Origin of the sequence: Maribacter sp. R77961 (assembly GCF_044594925.1) — a bacterium.
In the GTDB taxonomy this organism is placed as follows: Bacteria; Bacteroidota; Bacteroidia; order Flavobacteriales; family Flavobacteriaceae; genus Maribacter.
The window spans coordinates 3391927-3410112 of record NZ_CP138991.1 but is presented as its reverse complement, the minus strand read 5'-3'; the positions used below and the strand labels follow the sequence as shown (position 1 = coordinate 3410112).

At 37.0% G+C, this 18186-nt stretch carries 20 protein-coding genes; 14 read left to right on the top strand and 6 right to left on the bottom strand.

The genetic code is table 11. The annotated features are described in order from the left end of the window. Positions 1-11: 11 nt before the first annotated feature. Positions 12-986 carry a phytanoyl-CoA dioxygenase family protein gene (locus tag SJY09_RS14690; RefSeq protein WP_396636451.1) on the bottom strand — a complete coding sequence of 325 codons (975 nt, stop codon included), beginning with the start codon at positions 984-986 and terminating at the stop codon, positions 12-14. 186 nt (positions 987-1172) lie between these two features. Here SJY09_RS14690 and SJY09_RS14685 point away from each other — a divergent pair, with 186 nt between their 5' ends. Beyond that, on the top strand, positions 1173-2024 hold the full coding sequence (locus SJY09_RS14685) for an AraC family transcriptional regulator (protein ID WP_396636450.1): 852 nt from the start codon (positions 1173-1175) through the stop codon (positions 2022-2024). A 94-nt stretch (positions 2025-2118) separates the two neighbouring features. On the opposite strand, the gene SJY09_RS14680 is transcribed toward SJY09_RS14685, so the two are convergent. After that, positions 2119-3030: a nicotinic acid mononucleotide adenyltransferase gene (locus tag SJY09_RS14680; RefSeq protein WP_396636449.1), complete on the bottom strand. Its 912-nt coding sequence runs from the start codon at positions 3028-3030 to the stop codon at positions 2119-2121. A gap of 123 nt (positions 3031-3153) precedes the next feature. Between SJY09_RS14680 and SJY09_RS14675 the strand changes: the two genes are divergently transcribed. Then, positions 3154-4155, top strand: coding sequence for an NAD(P)H-dependent glycerol-3-phosphate dehydrogenase (locus SJY09_RS14675; RefSeq protein WP_396636448.1), 1002 nt, complete (start codon positions 3154-3156; stop codon positions 4153-4155). On the opposite strand, the gene SJY09_RS14670 is transcribed toward SJY09_RS14675, so the two are convergent. Further along, positions 4152-4367 carry a glycerol-3-phosphate dehydrogenase C-terminal domain-containing protein gene (locus tag SJY09_RS14670; protein ID WP_396638641.1) on the bottom strand — a complete coding sequence of 72 codons (216 nt, stop codon included), beginning with the start codon at positions 4365-4367 and terminating at the stop codon, positions 4152-4154. The genes SJY09_RS14675 and SJY09_RS14670 overlap by 4 nt on opposite strands. A 145-nt stretch (positions 4368-4512) precedes the next feature. On the opposite strand from SJY09_RS14670, the gene SJY09_RS14665 reads away from it, so the two are divergent. From SJY09_RS14665 to SJY09_RS14645, 5 genes are all read left to right on the top strand, one after another. Beyond that, positions 4513-5601 carry a sensor histidine kinase gene (locus SJY09_RS14665; protein ID WP_396636447.1) on the top strand — a complete coding sequence of 363 codons (1089 nt, stop codon included), beginning with the start codon at positions 4513-4515 and terminating at the stop codon, positions 5599-5601. A gap of 2 nt (positions 5602-5603) precedes the next feature. Then, complete coding sequence (locus SJY09_RS14660; RefSeq protein ID WP_396636446.1) at positions 5604-6929, top strand: sigma-54-dependent transcriptional regulator; 1326 nt, start codon at positions 5604-5606, stop codon at positions 6927-6929. Between the two features lie 189 nt (positions 6930-7118). Then, positions 7119-7481, top strand: coding sequence for a hypothetical protein (locus SJY09_RS14655; protein ID WP_396636445.1), 363 nt, complete (start codon positions 7119-7121; stop codon positions 7479-7481). 141 nt (positions 7482-7622) lie between these two features. Further along, positions 7623-8252, top strand: a complete 630-nt coding sequence (locus SJY09_RS14650) for a hypothetical protein (protein ID WP_396636444.1) — start codon at positions 7623-7625, stop codon at positions 8250-8252. A 32-nt stretch (positions 8253-8284) separates the two neighbouring features. Then, positions 8285-8704, top strand: a complete 420-nt coding sequence (locus tag SJY09_RS14645; RefSeq protein ID WP_396636443.1) for a GreA/GreB family elongation factor — start codon at positions 8285-8287, stop codon at positions 8702-8704. A gap of 62 nt (positions 8705-8766) precedes the next feature. Here SJY09_RS14645 and SJY09_RS14640 read toward each other — a convergent pair whose 3' ends face one another. The 3 genes from SJY09_RS14640 to SJY09_RS14630 form a co-directional block, all read right to left on the bottom strand. Further along, on the bottom strand, positions 8767-10431 hold the full coding sequence (locus SJY09_RS14640; protein WP_396636442.1) for a glycerol-3-phosphate dehydrogenase/oxidase: 1665 nt from the start codon (positions 10429-10431) through the stop codon (positions 8767-8769). A 59-nt stretch (positions 10432-10490) separates the two neighbouring features. After that, on the bottom strand, positions 10491-11975 hold the full coding sequence (gene glpK / locus SJY09_RS14635) for a glycerol kinase GlpK (RefSeq protein WP_396636441.1): 1485 nt from the start codon (positions 11973-11975) through the stop codon (positions 10491-10493). 177 nt (positions 11976-12152) lie between these two features. Next, on the bottom strand, positions 12153-12509 hold the full coding sequence (locus SJY09_RS14630; protein ID WP_396636440.1) for a hypothetical protein: 357 nt from the start codon (positions 12507-12509) through the stop codon (positions 12153-12155). A 79-nt stretch (positions 12510-12588) separates the two neighbouring features. Here SJY09_RS14630 and SJY09_RS14625 point away from each other — a divergent pair, with 79 nt between their 5' ends. The 7 genes from SJY09_RS14625 (at position 12589) to SJY09_RS14595 (ending at position 17605) form a co-directional block, all read left to right on the top strand. Further along, positions 12589-13101: a CvpA family protein gene (locus tag SJY09_RS14625; RefSeq protein ID WP_396636439.1), complete on the top strand. Its 513-nt coding sequence runs from the start codon at positions 12589-12591 to the stop codon at positions 13099-13101. Between the two features lie 185 nt (positions 13102-13286). Beyond that, a complete protein-coding gene (locus SJY09_RS14620) occupies positions 13287-13766 on the top strand; it encodes a CAP domain-containing protein (protein ID WP_396636438.1) in 480 nt (159 codons plus the stop codon). 287 nt (positions 13767-14053) lie between these two features. Then, positions 14054-14563 carry a CAP domain-containing protein gene (locus tag SJY09_RS14615; RefSeq protein ID WP_396636437.1) on the top strand — a complete coding sequence of 170 codons (510 nt, stop codon included), beginning with the start codon at positions 14054-14056 and terminating at the stop codon, positions 14561-14563. A 108-nt stretch (positions 14564-14671) separates the two neighbouring features. Then, positions 14672-15211, top strand: a complete 540-nt coding sequence (locus SJY09_RS14610; protein ID WP_396636436.1) for a 3-hydroxyanthranilate 3,4-dioxygenase — start codon at positions 14672-14674, stop codon at positions 15209-15211. Continuing rightward, positions 15211-15573 (top strand): DUF1304 domain-containing protein, encoded by a 363-nt coding sequence (locus tag SJY09_RS14605; RefSeq protein ID WP_396636435.1) that lies wholly within the window; start codon positions 15211-15213, stop codon positions 15571-15573. Before SJY09_RS14610 ends, SJY09_RS14605 begins: the two co-directional genes overlap by 1 nt. 59 nt (positions 15574-15632) lie before the next feature. Then, a complete protein-coding gene (locus SJY09_RS14600) occupies positions 15633-15992 on the top strand; it encodes a nuclear transport factor 2 family protein (RefSeq protein ID WP_396636434.1) in 360 nt (119 codons plus the stop codon). A gap of 59 nt (positions 15993-16051) precedes the next feature. Further along, positions 16052-17605, top strand: coding sequence for an aldehyde dehydrogenase family protein (locus tag SJY09_RS14595; RefSeq protein ID WP_396636433.1), 1554 nt, complete (start codon positions 16052-16054; stop codon positions 17603-17605). Positions 17606-18186 lie beyond the last annotated feature (581 nt).

The window sequence follows — 18186 nt, the reverse complement described above, 5'->3', positions numbered from 1 at the left end:
GATTTAGCAGTTTACCATGCTTTTAATCCCAATAATTGCTCCCCTAGTTGCGTTAATTTAGCCGTTTCATATTTGGTTTGTTCCCAATTTCTTGGGTCTCCCGGAAAAGCATAGCCCTCTGGAGCAATACGGTGCTTCCAAGAATTAATGCGCCAATTCTTTAATTCTTGGTTTTCCTCCTCCGCTGGCATCATAGAAATATACTGCGCTATACGTACTTTATCTTTTGATTTATTAGGACGAATACCATGGGGTTCCGTACTGTTAAAAATTAGCAAATCACCTGCCTGCATTTTTACCTTTACAATCTTGTCTTCCAAATCCGAAATATCTGGTTGAAAACGATCGCGGTCTTCTGGTTGGGTCAGTTTCCAAGAATCGTAATTTCGGTACAACCAAGGAATGCACTGAAATCCGCCCATATTCTCATCTTCTTGGTCCGCTAATGCCAAAACACCTTGTACATTTTGGGGGCGAGTTTCCGGGTCATAGTCCCAATGAATGAACCCTTTTTTATCAACGCCGGGAGGTAATGGAAAATTTAAGTTGGCACGATCAATGGTGACCCATAATTTCTCCGTGCCCCAAACATCTACAAAAGCATCATAGACCCGTTGCGTTTGTCTATTGTTCCATAATAATTGATGGTTGTATACCTCTACCATTCCGGTTCCTGTTAACTCCTTCATTTTCATTTCGGCTCGGGGTGGAGCATACCAGGTAGTCTTGTCGTTCGGGTTCTTTTCATCAAACTCCCAAAGAAAATCTGCGGTCTTTTTAGCCTGTGCCTTGGGTACGGCATTCTTTATAACAATGTAGCCATTATGTTTCCAGAACTTCCAATCATCCTCACTCAACACCCGTAATGGCTTGCCGTTAGAACGGTCATTTAGCCGTTGTTTGCTGCTTGTTGCAGTCGACGGATTACCAGGAATTTCCTCATGAGCCGTATTGGCCATAACTACTTTATTCTTTGTCTGTTCCATAGTATTACTGTTTTAAACGCTTTAAATTGATTGTATAAAACTACTTCGCTTCATAGAAGCAAACTACCTTAATATTGATATAAATTTGAACTATATTGACTTAAATTTACCTTTTATTTAATTTTTTAGTCATTTTTGTTATACTTTCTATTTTTTAAGAAAACCTAAGGTTGCTGTAATTACACTATGAAAATACAATTAGAGACCATAACGCCAGATTCTAAAAGTCCGTTTAGATTGTTACACGACCCCAAACTAAACCATCTTTTTTATTGGCATTTTCATCCAGAATTAGAATTGGTATATATTGAAGGTGCCAGCGCAAAAAGACATGTGGGTAATCATATTTCAGCGTTTAAAGATTCTGATTTGGTACTCATCGGTTCAAATATTCCCCACCTTAATTTTGATCATGGTGTTACCTCAACCTATAGAAAAGAAGTGCTACACATAAAACCGACTTTTAAGGAAAATACGCTTGATGCCTTACCCGAACTTAAACAAATAGATCGTTTATTGGAACTTTCAAAATACGGTATTGCTTTTTATGGTGAAACCAAAAAGGAAATCGGAACACTTCTAAAAACCCTACACCTTTTAGAGCCGTTTGCATTTTTTATGCAAGTAATCACCATCCTAAAAAAGCTCTCTGAAAGCAAAGAATTTGAATTGCTACACACCAAACCCTTTGTAAATAAATACAGTAAAAAAGAACAAAAACGACTGCGCAAGATATATGCGCTAATAGACGAACGTTATCATGAAAAAATTACCTTAACGGAAATAGCGGGTGCCTGCAACTTATCAAAAGAAGCGTTCTGTAGGTATTTTAAAAAAACTACAGGAAGCACTTTTATCTCTTTTTTAAATCAATATCGTATTAGTCAGGCAAAACGTCTGCTTCTCTCTGGAAAGAACGTTAGCGAAACCTGTTACGAGTGTGGCTTTGAGAGTCTTTCTTATTTTAATCGCAGTTTTAAAAAAGTAACCGGAGAGAACCCATCTGCCTTTAGAAAAAAGCTGGTATCTGTAAAATAAAAAAACTGCCTCAAACCCGTTTTTGTAACCGGATTTGAGAACAATTTTCAACTAAATAACCAACCTAAATTGTTACAGCTACATGAAATGAGCCTTATTTTCTTTTACGCTTTACGTTCATTATAGGACGAGTCGTTTTTGTTCTTTTCTTAGCTTCTACTCCTTTTCCAGATTTTAAATACTGCTGATAACCCCTACCTCTAAATTCATATACTGTTTCACTATCTGGGTGGTACAGTTCTATGGTAGCATCATTGATCACATACAGCTCAAAATAATCATCACCCATAAAATCGTATTCCAAGGTTAAAGCTTTTAGCGTATTATCATTAGCAATATCATACACTTGATAATTACCTTCAAAATCCCACTGTAGCTGACTTATCGGGGTTCCTGAATCATCAATGGAAGACCTAAAAAATGTGGGCAAAAACTGTAAAAAGTTCTCATCGTCAAAATCATTAATAGCTCCTTCTTCACTCGTAAATACCTTTTCCCAAACACTATACTCTTGAATAAAGTAGTTTATATTATCATAGAACACTTGGTCGTAATCAAAATTATTTCTTTGGAAACCCCGCAGAAAATATGAGGTATCGGAGCTTGCGTCATATAACTCAATCGTATTTCCGTTTGTAGCATATACTTCTAATAACCACCTTCCATCTATATCATGATCAATTTCTACCACACCACGTAGGGTGCTATAGAAACCTACATCTATTCCAAGTCCGTCCCCTGTTTTGCCTATACCCACGATATTATTGTTTGCATATAATGCACCGTTAATAAAACTTAGCGTAAACGCTCTTTGTAAAAAAGGTACTTCTCCGTTACCTCGGGTTGCATTAATATCTACATACCATAAATCATACGATTGCAATACCTGATCGGTATTAAAAGCAGATTCCTCAATAAAATCATCGGTCACAATAACATCTGCATAGCAAGAAACCAATAATACAGTCATTAATACATATCCTAATAGTAGTTTTATCTTTTTCATCTCCCTTGGTTTTATGATTCTTTAATAAGAAAACAATCTCTATGCCAAATTGTATAACTATATGATTATCAATATATAATACACTGTTATTAATTTGGTAATTTTGAATAATTAATATTAGCGATGATGAGCGAAATGAAATTTGCCGTACTTGGCGGCGGTAGTTGGGCAACGGCAATTGTAAAAATGCTGACAGAAAACCAGCATTGCGTTGGTTGGTACATGCGTAATGCCGATGCCGTAGCTCATATTGCAACACATCAACACAATCCTAATTATTTAAGTTCCGTAGAATTCAATACAAATTTGTTAGATCTTTCTACTGATTTAAACTATACAATTACCAATGCAGAGATTCTCATCTTTGCTATTCCGTCTGCATTTCTAGATAGTGAATTACAAAAACTAAAGGTTGCTGTATCAGATAAAATTATATTCTCTGCAATTAAAGGTATCGTTCCAGAAACGGGTTTAATTGTTGGCGAACATTTCCACGAACAGTACAACATTCCTTTTGAAAATATTGGCGTAATTACAGGGCCCTGCCACGCCGAGGAGGTAGCTCTGGAACGACTTTCTTATTTAACCCTAGCCTGCGCTGATGCAACCAAAGCACAAATAGTTGCTAAAGCTTTGGCCAGCGATTATATAAAAACCAAAATATCTGATGATATTATTGGAACGGAATATGCCGCCATGCTAAAGAATATTTATGCCATAGCTGCAGGAATTGCGCACGGCTTAGGCTATGGCGATAATTTTCAGAGTGTTTTAATGAGCAATGCCATACGCGAAATGAAGCGTTTTATTAAACGGGTGCACAAGATGAAACGGAACATTAACAACTCTGCCTATCTGGGTGATCTTCTGGTCACAGGCTACTCTACTTTTAGTCGCAACCGTATGTTTGGGAACATGATAGGAAAGGGTTATACCGTAAAAAGTGCACAAATGGAAATGAGTATGGTGGCCGAAGGTTACTATGCAACCAAAAGTGCCTACTTGTTGAACCAAAAGCACAAGAAAAAATCCAAAACCCCGATCATAGACACGGTTTATGATATTCTGTATAAGAACGGAAATGCCAAAAAACTCTTTAAAAAACTGACGGATAAGTTGGATTAAACCCTTTCCATAGAAAAATCGGAATGCTCCTTTAGTGCTGTCATTAAGGTTTCTTTCCATTGTAATATTTGCGCATCGTCTACCTTATAAACTGCCTGAAATTCTTGAAGCACAGGTTCCATAAATTGCCGTACACTATCAATATCGAAATACAACCTCCCTGTTCTTCTAATGAAGAAATCCATAGGGTCTTGAACCATTTCGTAGGCAATACCAAATTGAAGCTCGGCAAGAATTAATTTTGTGGCATTATCCGTTTCCTTTCTTTGCCCTTAGTATGCTAACCCGTATAGTCAATTTTTAATAACAAAGAATAATTTTAGACCTTTACACTAGACTATATCAAGAACGCATCGTATGAATTCTGTTGAAGCAAAACTAAAAGAACGTGTAAAAGAGCTGACCTGTCTCTATGAGGTTACCTCTATTATCGTAAATTCTGACTACGACCAGTTGGAGTCTTCCCTAGAAGCAATAATGTATTGCCTTAAGCGTGGTTGGCAATTTGTGGAAGACACGGAGGCTCATCTTTACGTTACAGACTACAAAGTACAAACGGAAGATTATAATGAAGATAGTATTGGTATAACATCCAATATTAAGGTTTTTAATAAAATAGATGGTTGTATAACCGTTGCCTATCCAAAAAGCAAGTATACCATTGAAGATTTTTTGGAAGAAGAGCAGACCTTGCTAGATAATGTTAGTCTTGCCGTAGGTAATCTTCTGGAGAGAAAACAAATTCGTGATAGCGAGGCAGCCACGAGAAGACAAATGGAACGTGCAGATCGTTTACATATCCTAGGAGAAATTACAGCGGGTATAGCCCATGAACTCAATACACCACTGGCCAACATTCTTGGTTTTACGGAATTAGTACAGGATAGTATTAAAGACCCTGAAGCCTTACGGGATTTAAAAAAGATAATGGATAATACTATTTTCTGCCGTGAAATCGTAAAGAAACTAATGTTCTTCGCCTGTGAAATGCCTCAAGAAATGATAGCGGTGACCTTAAAACCGGTTATTGAAAATGTTTTAAAATTACTTGCTCCTTCATTGCGAGAGAAAAAAATAAACCTAACCACGTCTTTCAACAATGATGTCATGGAATTCCGCGCCGATACAGTACAATTAACGCAGGTATTGTTCAACCTCATTATGAATGCCGCTTATTATTCGCCCGTCGGCGGAACGATAGCCGTAAATGTTGTAGAAAAAGGAAACAAAATTAGGATTCAAATTTCTGACCAAGGTAAAGGCATAGCTCCAGAAAATGAAGATAAAATCTTTGAGCCATTCTTTACTACTAAGCCTATTGGGGAAGGTTCCGGTTTAGGCCTTAGCGTGGTACATGGTATTATTGGCAGCCATAAAGGACAAATATCACATAAACCTAATGTCCCAAAAGGAACTATATTTACTATTGATTTCCCTAAATTGTAAATATGGCATTGCGCAACGAGAGCATTCTTATCGTAGATGATGACATTGATATTTTAGAGCTACTACAAAGGCATTTAAAATCGATGGACTACCATACCTACAAAGCGGTTTCCGTTAAAGAAGCTCTATTTATCCTGAAGGATACGTTTATAGATTTATTGATCACAGATATTCAAATGCCAGAAGTAGACGGGCTTCAACTACTCAAATTCGCAAACGAGCATTATCCTGAAATACCCAAACTTGTTATCACAGGATATCCTTCTGTAGATGGAGCTTTAGAGGTTATTAAATCTGGAGCAATAGATTATTTAACCAAACCTTTTACCAAAGAAGAACTTAAACAAAGTGTCGAAAAAGCTCTCAATCACGGAGCAAAAAGAAAAGATAAAAAACCCAAAGCACCCTTAAACCGTAATGACTACGGAGATATGGTGGGCAATTCAGAATCTTTTCTCAAGGTCATTAACATTATAGATCGTGTTAAGGATAATAAGGCAACCGTCCTAATAAAAGGGGAAAGTGGTACCGGAAAAGAGCTGGTAGCACGTGCCGTTCACTATTCCGGTAAGTTTTCAAGAGCACCATTCATTACAGTGAATTGTGGTGCTATTCCTGAAAATTTACAGGAAGCCGAGCTTTTTGGATATATGAAAGGGGCCTTTACAGGAGCCAATGAAAACCGCAATGGCTTTTTCCAAGCCGCCCAAGGTGGCACCCTTTTTTTAGATGAGATTGGCACGGCATCCTTGGCGGTACAAACAAAACTACTTCGTGCCCTGCAGGAAAAAGAAATTACGAAAGTAGGTTCTCGAAAAGCGGAAAAGGTAGATATCCGAATTATTGCTGCGACCAATGCCAATCTACTTGAAGATATTAAAAACAAAGATTTTCGGGAAGACCTGTATTATCGCTTAACAGTGGTGGAAATAAATGTGCCCCCGCTACGGGATAGAAAATCCGATATTCCTTTATTGGTCGAAAAATTTTTACGTAAATATGGAATTGAATATAGAGACCGCTTACTTCGCATCTCTCCAGAGGCTTTAAAGGTTCTAGAACGCTACCATTGGCCAGGTAATATCCGCGAACTAGAAAACAGCATACAAAGGGCCGTAATCATGTCCGACGGTTTTATTAATATTGAACATCTTCCTGATTTTCTAAAATTAAAGATAGTTTTTCCCGCTAACACCAGTTTTCTTCCACTTCGTGAAATGGAAAAGCAATATGTACGGCGCGTACTAGACCACACCCAAGGCAACAAGACTAAAGCTGCTGAAATTCTCCAAATAGACCGTAAGACCTTACGGGATAAATTAAGCTAACCAATTGAGGAAAAATTCATCAACTGGTGAGAAATTCCCCACTTTACAAATGCATAATTTTTAAATTTAGAATTTTAAATTACTGATAATTAATTAGTTGTATTTTTTTGGCACACACAGCATATTTTATGGGCATAGCATTTGCCGTTTAGTGGTCATATAAGTAATAACCCTTAAAATATAATAGTTATGATAAAGTATGCAATTGCCCTATTATTTTCAGTTAGTCTGTTAAACGCACAGCAAAATGTGAATGAAGCACAAATCAAAGTTAATGTAGGTGATGTTTTCGAAATTGGGAAACCAGAAACCAATACGTACAAACACATTAATTTCCCACGAGCTAATTTTATTATTAAAAGAGGTGGTATCGCTAATTACAAAAGAGCTCAAGGTGAAAAAGTGATGGTAACCTCCATAAAGGAGAAAAAAGACGGTACTACTCTAGTTAAAATAAAGCGTACGGACGGTAATCGTTTCTTTGGAAGTCATACCACAGTATCCGTAGACTTTAAAGAAGCCCTAGCCTCTGGTGAGTTAGAAGTATTGTAGGTATTTTGGTTGGTTGATGAAACCCACTTGGTGCATTAGTTCTTGTTCATTTAAAATAAAAGATAACCACTAAGTGGGTTTTTAACTAAATCCGCTATTAAAATCTAAATACAGCAATTATGGTAATAAAAAATAGAGGTTATGTTTGCAAAACTCAACACGTCCCAACGAATTCAAATAGGTTTAGTCCTAGCCATGGCATTTCTATTGGTATTAGGTTCTAATCGATTAGATCAAAGACATTTTTCTACCGTTCAGACTACCGTTAATTCAGTATATAAGGATAGGGTAGTAGCTCAAAATATAATATACAAGCTGAACAATATTTTTCACGCAAAAGAGCTACGGCTTATCCGTAATAATGATTTCAAAGAAAGTGCGTCTGAAAATAACAAAATCGTGGCACTATTATCAGATTTTGAGATTACGGAGTTAACAATGAAAGAGTCTAAACTACTGCGCGAACTAAAATTTCAGTTTTTGAACTTACAGAAATTAGCGCAAAGCAACTCACGTTCTATTACTAAAATTGAAAACAGTAATGACGAACTAACCATGAAAACAGTTAAAGAAATCAAAGAGAAATTAAATGGTTTATCACAGATTCAACTGCGACAAAGCGAACAGTTAACAGCACTTTCCAATAAATCGCTTGGCATGAATATTCTACTATCAAAACTTGAAGTTGCTTTTCTTGTCATCATCGGAATTGCCATGCTAGCACTTATATTTTATCCTAGAAAACAATTAGAAACTCAAATTCATAATTAATATTTAGTTCATTACCCTCTATTGAAATAAATATGAATACCGAAAACCTAATCGTCGAGAAAAAAGAATTTATACTTCTGAAAAGGTTTATTACTCTTTCAAGTTACCATAGGGATAAAACCTTATTGAGGCATCTAAAAGAATTGTCAAGTAACTTAGAAACAGCTTGCGTTTATTCTGAAGATGAAATACCTAAAAATGTTGTGCGTATTAATTCAATAGTTACGGTATCTACAAAAAGAGGATGTAAAAAGGACTTTCAATTAGTACTACCTTCCAAGGAAAATTCTTCCCAAAATAAAATATCCTTACTCAGTTGTTTAGGTGCGGCCATAATAGGAAAAATAGAAGGGAGTACTATTACCTTAGACACCCCCTCCAATAAAAAAATACTTAGGATAGAAAAGGTTTCTCAACAAAATAAAAATATCAGTCTTGATATCCTTTTGTGAAAGACAAATCTTCATGATTAATAATATTGTAAAATATCAAAACTCTAAAGGCACTGACTAAACTAAACCCTTTCCATAGAAAAATTGGAATGTTCTTCTAACTCTGCCATCAATGTTTCTTTCCATTGTAATATTTGCGCATCGTCTACCTTATAAACTACCTGAAATTCTTGAAGTACAGGTTCCATAAATTGCCGTACACTATCAATATCGAAATACAACCTCCCTGTTCTTCTAATGAAGAAATCCATAGGGTCTTGAACCATTTCGTAGGCAATACCGAACTGTAGCTCGGCAAGAATCAATTTTGTGGCATTATCCGTTTCCTTTCTTTTACTATATAATTCTAAAACTGTTTCCGTTTGCTTGCCATAATTGGTCACTAGGAACCAAGCGTCATGTTCAGAAAACCCATCAATCTGAATTCGTTCATAAATGGCAGTGATGTATTTTTTTACATGCTTAAACTTTTTGAACTCATTCCCGCAAAGGGGAATTTTATCGGTTGTGCATGGCTTAAGCTCTTTTTGATGGTCTTCCTCTAACATTTTAGCAATGCGATCTACCACACGCTCGGCCATTTTACGATAACCGGTTAGTTTCCCACCTGCAATACTGATAAGACCTGTATCCGAAGTAAAAATCTCATCTTTCCGTGAGAGTTCCGAAGCGGACTTGCCTTCTTCGTGAATTAAAGGTCTAAGACCTGCCCAAGAGGAAACGATATCCTCCATCTCCAAGTTAATTTTGGGAAACATATTATTTACGGCCGAAAGCAAATAAATGGCATCTGCTAAATCCGTTCTTACATTATCTTTGTCCAGATTAAAATTGGTATCCGTGGTGCCCACATAAGTTACCTTTCCCCTTGGAATGGCAAACATCATTCTACCATCTGGAATATCAAAATACACCGATTGTTTTACGGGGAGCTTCTCTTTAGGGAACACGAGATGAACTCCTTTCGTTAAATGTAAACGCTTTCCTTTTTTGGAATTATTGACACTTCTTAACTCATCTACCCAAGGTCCGGCAGCACTAATAACATACTTAGCATTGATTGTAAAGGTTTTGCCTGAAAGTTCATCTTTAACGGCAACTCCCGCAATTGTTTTGTCCTTATAGATAAAATCGGTCACTGAGGCATAGTTCAATGCTGTTGCCCCAAACTGCAAACTGGTTTTTATATTCTCTATGGTTAGGCGGGCGTCGTCTGTTCTATACTCCGCATAATAACCAGCTCCTTTAAGTATTTTTTTAGGCAATAAAGGTTCTAATTTTAAAGCTTCTTTCTTCTCTAGCATTTTTCTTTTATCCTCACCAGTCACCTGTGCCAAGATATCGTACACTTTTAAACCGATTGAAGTAAGCCATTTGCCATACGAACCATTTTCTATTAAGGGTAACAGCATTTTTTCTGGTAGTACCAGGTGTGGTGCCAATTTATGGACAATAGCTCTTTCCGAACCTACTTCCTTTACCAACCAAAAATCGAACTGTTTTAAGTAGCGCAATCCTCCATGAATGAGCTTGGTAGATTTACTACTGGTGCCTGAAGCAAAATCGTTTTTTTCTACTAGTGCTACTTTTAAACCTCTAGATGCGGCATCTAAGGCAATACCACCCCCTGTGATTCCGCCACCGATAACAACTAGATCAAAATGCTCCTTTTTTAGTTGGGCAATAGTATCTTTCCTTTTTAAGTTAGAAAATTCAATAGTACTCATAGCTTTTTCTTTTTGTGGAGATTGCTGATTTCTGTATGTTTTAATAGAATTTTCTTTATTTAATTTTCTTCCCAACCTTTGGTGCGCTCAACTGCTTTGTGCCAATTCTTATAGAGTCTTTTACGTTTTACTCTATCGAAGGTTGGTTTAAAAATACGGTTCATAGGCCTACTTTGGTCAATATCAGATTGGGTCCAAAGACCTACTTGGATACCAGCTAAAAAGGCAGCTCCCATAGCTGTAGATTCTATCACCTCTGGGCGATGAACTTCAGTATCCAAGATATCTGCCTGAAATTGCATTAAATAATCATTGGCAGATGCACCACCATCAACTCTTAAATTTGCTAACTGAACTCCAGAATCATCTTCCATGGCTTTGAGAATATCCTTTGTTTGATAAGCCAATGCTTCTAGAGTAGCCTTGGCAAGATGTGCTTTTCCGGTGTCTCTCGTTAATCCAAAAATAGCTCCACGCGCATACATATCCCAATAAGGAGCTCCTAATCCTGCAAAGGCAGGAACTACATATACCGAACTTTCTTCTGTAACCGAATCTGCTAGCGTCTCGGTTTCCTTTGCATCGGCAATTAACTCCAAGCCGTCTCGCAACCATTGTATTGCTGCACCTGCAATGAAAATACTTCCTTCTAAAGCATAGGTTACCTTGCCATTTAATCCATATCCTATGGTTGTTAAAAGTCCATTTTTTGAGAACTGTGGCTTCTCCCCTGTATTCATTAACATGAAACATCCTGTGCCATAAGTGTTCTTTGCCGTTCCTTTTGTGAAGCATCCCTGACCAAAAAGCGCCGCTTGCTGATCGCCTGCAATACCAGTTATTGGAATACGGTTCCCTTCAATTTCATAATCACCAAAATGATAGGCAGAAGGTTTTACTTCTGGAAGCATGCTCTTAGGAATGGTTAACGCTTTTAAAAGTTTAGCATCCCACTTTAAATTAACAATATCGTATATCAGGGTTCTTGAAGCGTTGGTATAATCTGTGAGGTGATTTTTAGCGATAGACATGTTCCAAACCAACCAAGAATCTATGGTTCCCATTAATAAATCTCCCCGTTCTGCCTTAGCTCTAGCCCCATCTACATGATCTAAAATCCACTTCACTTTAGTACCAGAGAAATAAGAATCTATAACCAGGCCAGTTGTTTTCCTTACATACTCCGTGAGCCCTTCTTTTTTTAAGTCTTCACATATATCTGCGGTTCTCTTGTCTTGCCAAACTATGGCATTATAAACTGGTTTACCGGTATGTTTATCCCAGACTACCGTGGTTTCTCTTTGGTTGGTAATACCTATACCCTTAATACTGGATAAAGCAACATTACTTTGGGCAATTAAATCTTTGAGAACACCCAACTGCGTTTCCAAAATTTCTATGGGGTCATGTTCTACCCAGCCCGATTTTGGAAATAGCTGCTTAAATTCCTTTTGCACCATTCCCTGAATTTTACCTTCTTGATCTACCAGTAAGGCTCTAGAGCTGGTTGTCCCCTGATCTAATGCAATGATATAGTTACTCATCTGTAATTTGGTTTTAATTCGTCCTCGTCAACCATTGTTATCGACCTGAATAACTAAATATAACGGGAATTAGTGAGTTCTACAAAGTGAAATCTAACGCAAACGTTGGCGTAACCTGTAATACTTTATTAAAGTACTATTTTAACCAAAAAGAAGGAAGTTCTAGATAGTGATGTTTTACTGAATGAATGCTTTCTCTAAAAAGTAATCTACAATAGCTTGTTTCATTAAAACAGCCTGTTCGCCCGCCTTTAGCACTGGTAGTTCTTCTTTGATTTTATAATGGGGCCAACCCTCTTCGTCAAAGAAATCAAATTCATAGTAGCCATAAGGTTCTAACAATCTACATATGGCAATATGCATAAGGTCTAACTTATCGTCTTTCTTATATTTTCTATGATATTGCCCTAGCTCTTGAACACCTACCAAATAAATAATAGCATCTAGCTCCAAAGCATCTCCATCAGCAAACTGATTAGAAAGTTTTGTCACCAACGATTTCCACCGATTCTTTAATTCTTCATCTCTTGCCATTTAGTATACACTTTAGCACATGTTTTAGGCTGGCAAAGGTACTAATCAAACCACTATATTTGTTAAAACACTTTTTGAAATGAATTTTTTGGATATTATTCTGGGGCTTCTTCTTTTATGGGGTCTCTGGAAAGGATTAAAAAATGGATTATTTGTAGAGATAGCTTCTATTATTGCCCTAATCGCCGGTATTTACGGTGCCATTCATTTTTCCTATATCACTGGAGGTTACCTTGCTGACCGTATAGCTTGGAATGAACAACACATTAGTATTATCGCATTTATCATCACCTTTATATTAATTGTAATACTAGTTAATACCGCTGGCAAATTTTTAACCAAAATAGCTGATTTTGCTATGCTTGGTCTTTTAAACAAAATAGCTGGGGGACTTTTTGGAGCTTTAAAGGTTGCCGTAATTCTTGGGGCTATTCTAATATTTTTTGACCGTATTACTGAAAATATAGGCTTGGTAGATGAGGAACTCAAAAAGGAATCTGCCCTGTACCAACCCGTGAAGGACCTCGGAGCCTTTGTCTTTGATTACGTGTTGCAAGCTAAATCCGATATAGAGCATAACGTAAAAATTTAAAAGAAAGCAGTTCTTCTTACTTTTAGTCCCCTTCATCGAAAAAAAAATCGATACAGCGGTAATTCATGTGATTTTATCTAATATTATCCAGTCGATATCCCCTATCGATATGAGAACATGAGATTACCCCATCTTCCACACCTACTTCGCTACGCTGAACGGCCTACTTACAAATAGAACGAATTATGAAAATGAGATTACTTTATGTAGTCCAGATTTTATTTGTATTGTTTTTATCTTCCTGCACGACAGATACTGTAGAGGATTTGCCTGTTGTTGAGGCCGACAATGTAGTACATCTGGAAAATGAAATATTGGAAATTGTAAATAACCACAGAACAAGTTTAGACATGAACAAGTTACTGTTTAGTACAGTGGCCTATAAATACGCCAATATTCATACCGATTATATGATAAGTAAAGGTAGTTTAAGTCACGACAACTTCAGTTCTAGAGCTTCCAGCATAGCTTCTGAGGAAGCCGTAGAAATGGTTGCCGAGAATGTGGCCAAGGATTATGTCACCGCCGTGGGGGCTTTTGAAGGTTGGTACAATAGTGTTAACCACAAGAAAACTATGGAAGGTGATTTTACCCACACAGCCATAAGCGTTAAGAAGGACCAAGCTGGTAATTTCTATTTTACGCAGCTGTTCTACAGAAAATAATACTGATATAGATTCAGGGTCCATTTAAACGAGATTTTTAGACACGCTATCGGTTAATCAATTTTTACACTACCGACTACCTGTAATTATTCAAGGTCAAAGCGGTATAATCTCCTTAAAATACACGATTTTACGGATGAAAATTAGCTTGCGTTTCACCGATTAGGCCCTATATACCCTTATTTTACAACACATCGAGTTTTTCCTTACCGATATAGATATTTTTCTCAGGAACCTTCGCTTCCGCGTTACTTTTATCGTATAACAAATTTATAGACCCCCAAGTCATGAAATTTAAATTTATCATTTTACTTGTAATTACCTTAAGTATTTTTAGCTCTTGCTCTAAACAAGAATTAGAACCTGTTTTAGAGGAAGACAATTCAACTTTAAATGAAGTAGGACAAGAAATTTCATCAGGAACACATACCGCCTTGGAAGCAGAGCTGTTTGATTTGGTGAATGACTACAGGGTCAACGTTGGATTAAATCAATTGACTTTCGAGAGTACTACCTATTATTATGCCGGACAGCATAATGACCATATGATTTCCAAAAATAACGTAAGCCATGCTAAATTTGGTGAACGCGCGAAGGGTATAGCCGAAAAAACGGGAGCATCTCATGTTGCTGAAAACGTAGCAAGAAACTATGACGATATGGAAGAGGTATTAGAAGCTTGGATAGCCAGTAACTCTCATAGAAAAAGTCTAGAAGGAGATTATACGCACTCGGCTATAAGTATAAAAGCCAATAATGAGGGTAATTTATACTTTACGCAAATGTTCTACAGATAATTAAAATTTGAAAATCAAATATAAAGCCTTTGATACCCAAAGGCTTTTTTTATGCTTGCGTTTTAGGTTAGCCCCTAGGGTTTTTTTAACTTTCCTTAAAATTAAACCATGAGTATAAGAGCTCCTTTTAACTTAGATAAGTGGATAGCGGAGAATCGCGATTCTTTGAAACCTCCTGTTGGTAATAAAAACCTATACAAAGATGCCGGTGATTATATCGTTATGATCGTGGCAGGACCTAATGCACGAAAAGATTATCACTATAATGAGACCGAAGAACTTTTTTATCAGCTCGAAGGACAAATAGAAATCCATATTCAGGAAAATCGACAAAAAAAGACCTTAAAGTTAGGACCAGGAGATATGTATCTACATCCGGCAAAAGTTCCGCATTCCCCGGTACGTCATAAAGGTTCAATTGGTTTGGTTATTGAGCGTAAAAGAGCAGCTATGAACGTAGATGACGGGCTACTTTGGTTCTGCGATAATTGCAACCATAAATTATACGAGGCCTACTTTACGCTTAACGATATTGAAAAAGACTTTCTAAGTCACTTTAAACATTTCTATGCCTCTAAAGAACTAAGAACCTGTGACAATTGCGCAACGGTAATGCCTGTAGATGAACGTTTTGTAAAAGAAATTTAATGAATATAATCACTTCCGTTTTAGTTGGGTCAGTTGCATTTTTACATCTCTATTTTCTATGGTTTGAAATGTTCGCATGGACCACGAAAGGCCCAAAGATATTTTGGAATTTCCCTAAAGAATTATTTGAACCAACCAAATCCATGGCCGCTAATCAAGGACTTTATAACGGATTTCTGGCGGCAGGGCTTATATGGACTTTTTTCATTGAAGACGTAATTTGGAAAAATCATATTTCTTTATTCTTTCTAGGATGCGTTGCCGTAGCCGGAATATATGGTGCGCTCAGTGTTTCAAAAAAAATATTCTATATACAAGCTATGCCGGCTCTCATTGCCATAGCCTTAATTATATTCTTATGACTTTCCATAAAAGTGTTTCAATAATAATACTGATTATACTCGGTTCAACTTCAAAATTAATGAGTCAAAAAATGACCCCGGAACAAGTAGTTCAAAAGCAGTTAGAAGCATACAACCAAAGAGACATAGCCCAATTTATGTCCGTTATTGATTCTTCTATAACTTTCTATGACTTCGCGGAGGGAACGCAAACTATGAAAGGAGCAGAAGCATGTGAGCAATTTTATGCAGCACTTTTTAAAGCATCTCCCAATTTACATTCCACCATCTTAACACGCACCATATTTGGAAATAAGATAATTGACCATGAAAGTATTATAGGTCGTAACGGAAGTAAGGACATTTTAGAATTGGTCCTCATTTACGAGGTAAATAATGAAAAAATTTCAAAAGTTACCGTGCTCAAAAAAGGTGCCTAAGCATTATATTATTCGTAACTTTGTTAAAATTTAACAATACACCTTCAAAAAGTTATAAAATGTCAAAAGTAGCTGCAGAATTTGGAATAGACAAGGCTCTAAAAGCGTTGGGAATTACTGACTTAAATGATGGAACTTCAACGGGTTCTGATAATTTCTCTTCTGGAGCTATTATTGAATCTTACTCTCCAGTTGATGGTTCACTGATTGGAAAAGTCAAAACAACCTCCAAAGAAGACTATGCTAAAGTAATGGATGCTGCGACTAGCGCTTTTAAGACATGGCGTAAAAAACCCGCTCCGCTACGCGGCGAAGTCGTAAGACAGTTTGGAGAAAAGCTTAGAGAATTAAAAGAACCTTTAGGAAAATTGGTTTCTTACGAAATGGGCAAGAGTTACCAAGAAGGTCTGGGAGAGGTCCAAGAAATGATAGATATCTGTGATTTTGCTGTTGGACTTTCCCGACAACTGCATGGTTTAACCATGCACTCTGAAAGGCCTGGCCATAGAATGTACGAACAATACCATGCCTTGGGCGTCGTAGGAATCATATCTGCGTTTAATTTTCCAGTTGCCGTTTGGGCTTGGAATACTGCACTGGCTTGGATTTGTGGAGATGTCTGTGTTTGGAAACCGTCTGAAAAAACACCGTTATGCGGAGTAGCTTGTCAAAATATAGCGGCACAGGTGTTTAAGGAGAATGATTTGCCAGAAGGTATCTCCTGTATGATCAATGGTGATTACAAAGTTGGAGAACTTATGACCCAAGACGTTAGAATTCCTTTGGTTTCTGCCACAGGTTCTATTCGAATGGGTAAGATAGTAGCACAGGCAGTAGCCGCAAGATTAGGGAAATCCCTGTTAGAATTAGGTGGCAACAATGCTATAATCGTAACACCGGACGCAGATATCAAAATGACCGTTATAGGAGCCGTTTTTGGAGCCGTGGGGACTGCAGGCCAACGCTGCACCTCAACAAGAAGGTTAATTATTCATGATTCTATATATGACAAGGTGAAAGATGCCGTAGTTGCGGCTTATGGACAGTTGCGCATTGGAAATCCGTTAGATGAAAATAATCATGTAGGGCCATTAATTGATACAGATGCCGTTTCCCATTATTCCAAGGCACTGGAAAAAGTGGTTGCTGAAGGAGGAAAGATTATTGTTGAAGGAGGAGTCCTAGAAGGAGAAGGCTATGAAAGTGGTTGTTATGTGAAACCTGCTATTGCAGAAGCTAAGAACGATTTTGAAATTGTACAGCATGAAACTTTTGCTCCCGTGTTGTATTTGCTTAAATATTCTGGAGAATTAGAAAATGCTATCGCAATTCAAAACGGAGTTGTACAAGGGCTTTCTTCTGCCATAATGACCAATAATTTACGTGAAGCTGAACGTTTCTTATCCGTAGCAGGTAGTGATTGTGGTATTGCCAACGTTAATATTGGAACGTCCGGTGCGGAAATTGGTGGTGCCTTCGGAGGTGAAAAAGAAACTGGAGGAGGTCGTGAAAGCGGTTCCGATGCTTGGAAAATATATATGAGAAGACAAACGAATACCATTAACTACACAACGGAACTACCTTTGGCACAAGGAATAAAATTTGACTTATAGCCCTTCATAGTATCCAAGTAATATCCTAAATTTTCGTTTTAACTAGATCGTTTTTTGGTTTGTATCGTCTACCCTCCAACTACCATGTAGTAATGTTTGGGTACCCAAAACCAAAATCATACATACAAACTTTAGAGAATTAATAAAACGCTTTTTTATATTTTTCATATCATTATAATGCTTCTATCAAGATATATTTTATCATAATAGCATTACGTCACTTCTGTATATTTTGCACTTTTAAATGTATAAACGGTTTTAATTTAATGCCAATGTATAGTATGCAGGAAGGACTGTTTTATGAGCCAAATATTACCAACAAATAACCCTATCGTTTAAGGATACGATAGGGCTTACTTAATTAACCAACTAACTCAAATATGTCATAGAACCCTATCCCAATGCCGGATCTTTGTCGGGAGCGATAGGGTGTACTTTATTTGCATTATAAAGTTCCGAATTATCTCCCATAAAAAATATTTGAATTATGCCTACTAGCCATTTCAATGTGCAAATGGTATCAATTTAACTATAGTTGGAAAATCACTTCCTTCTGATTACTAGTAATTAAGCCGTCAGAT

Coding starts and splice junctions, on each gene's coding strand:
- SJY09_RS14610 (WP_396636436.1), top strand. CDS start 14,672: ATGAGTATAAGAGCTCCTTTTAACTTAGATAAGTGGATAGCGGAGAAT.
- SJY09_RS14615 (WP_396636437.1), top strand. CDS start 14,054: ATGAAATTTAAATTTATCATTTTACTTGTAATTACCTTAAGTATTTTT.
- SJY09_RS14650 (WP_396636444.1), top strand. CDS start 7,623: ATGTTTGCAAAACTCAACACGTCCCAACGAATTCAAATAGGTTTAGTC.
- SJY09_RS14690 (WP_396636451.1), bottom strand. CDS start 986: ATGGAACAGACAAAGAATAAAGTAGTTATGGCCAATACGGCTCATGAG.
- SJY09_RS14600 (WP_396636434.1), top strand. CDS start 15,633: ATGAGTCAAAAAATGACCCCGGAACAAGTAGTTCAAAAGCAGTTAGAA.
- SJY09_RS14605 (WP_396636435.1), top strand. CDS start 15,211: ATGAATATAATCACTTCCGTTTTAGTTGGGTCAGTTGCATTTTTACAT.
- SJY09_RS14630 (WP_396636440.1), bottom strand. CDS start 12,509: ATGGCAAGAGATGAAGAATTAAAGAATCGGTGGAAATCGTTGGTGACA.
- SJY09_RS14620 (WP_396636438.1), top strand. CDS start 13,287: ATGAAAATGAGATTACTTTATGTAGTCCAGATTTTATTTGTATTGTTT.
- SJY09_RS14640 (WP_396636442.1), bottom strand. CDS start 10,431: ATGAGTACTATTGAATTTTCTAACTTAAAAAGGAAAGATACTATTGCC.
- SJY09_RS14665 (WP_396636447.1), top strand. CDS start 4,513: ATGAATTCTGTTGAAGCAAAACTAAAAGAACGTGTAAAAGAGCTGACC.
- SJY09_RS14655 (WP_396636445.1), top strand. CDS start 7,119: ATGATAAAGTATGCAATTGCCCTATTATTTTCAGTTAGTCTGTTAAAC.
- SJY09_RS14645 (WP_396636443.1), top strand. CDS start 8,285: ATGAATACCGAAAACCTAATCGTCGAGAAAAAAGAATTTATACTTCTG.
- glpK (WP_396636441.1), bottom strand. CDS start 11,975: ATGAGTAACTATATCATTGCATTAGATCAGGGGACAACCAGCTCTAGA.
- SJY09_RS14595 (WP_396636433.1), top strand. CDS start 16,052: ATGTCAAAAGTAGCTGCAGAATTTGGAATAGACAAGGCTCTAAAAGCG.
- SJY09_RS14625 (WP_396636439.1), top strand. CDS start 12,589: ATGAATTTTTTGGATATTATTCTGGGGCTTCTTCTTTTATGGGGTCTC.
- SJY09_RS14680 (WP_396636449.1), bottom strand. CDS start 3,030: ATGAAAAAGATAAAACTACTATTAGGATATGTATTAATGACTGTATTA.
- SJY09_RS14660 (WP_396636446.1), top strand. CDS start 5,604: ATGGCATTGCGCAACGAGAGCATTCTTATCGTAGATGATGACATTGAT.
- SJY09_RS14675 (WP_396636448.1), top strand. CDS start 3,154: ATGATGAGCGAAATGAAATTTGCCGTACTTGGCGGCGGTAGTTGGGCA.
- SJY09_RS14685 (WP_396636450.1), top strand. CDS start 1,173: ATGAAAATACAATTAGAGACCATAACGCCAGATTCTAAAAGTCCGTTT.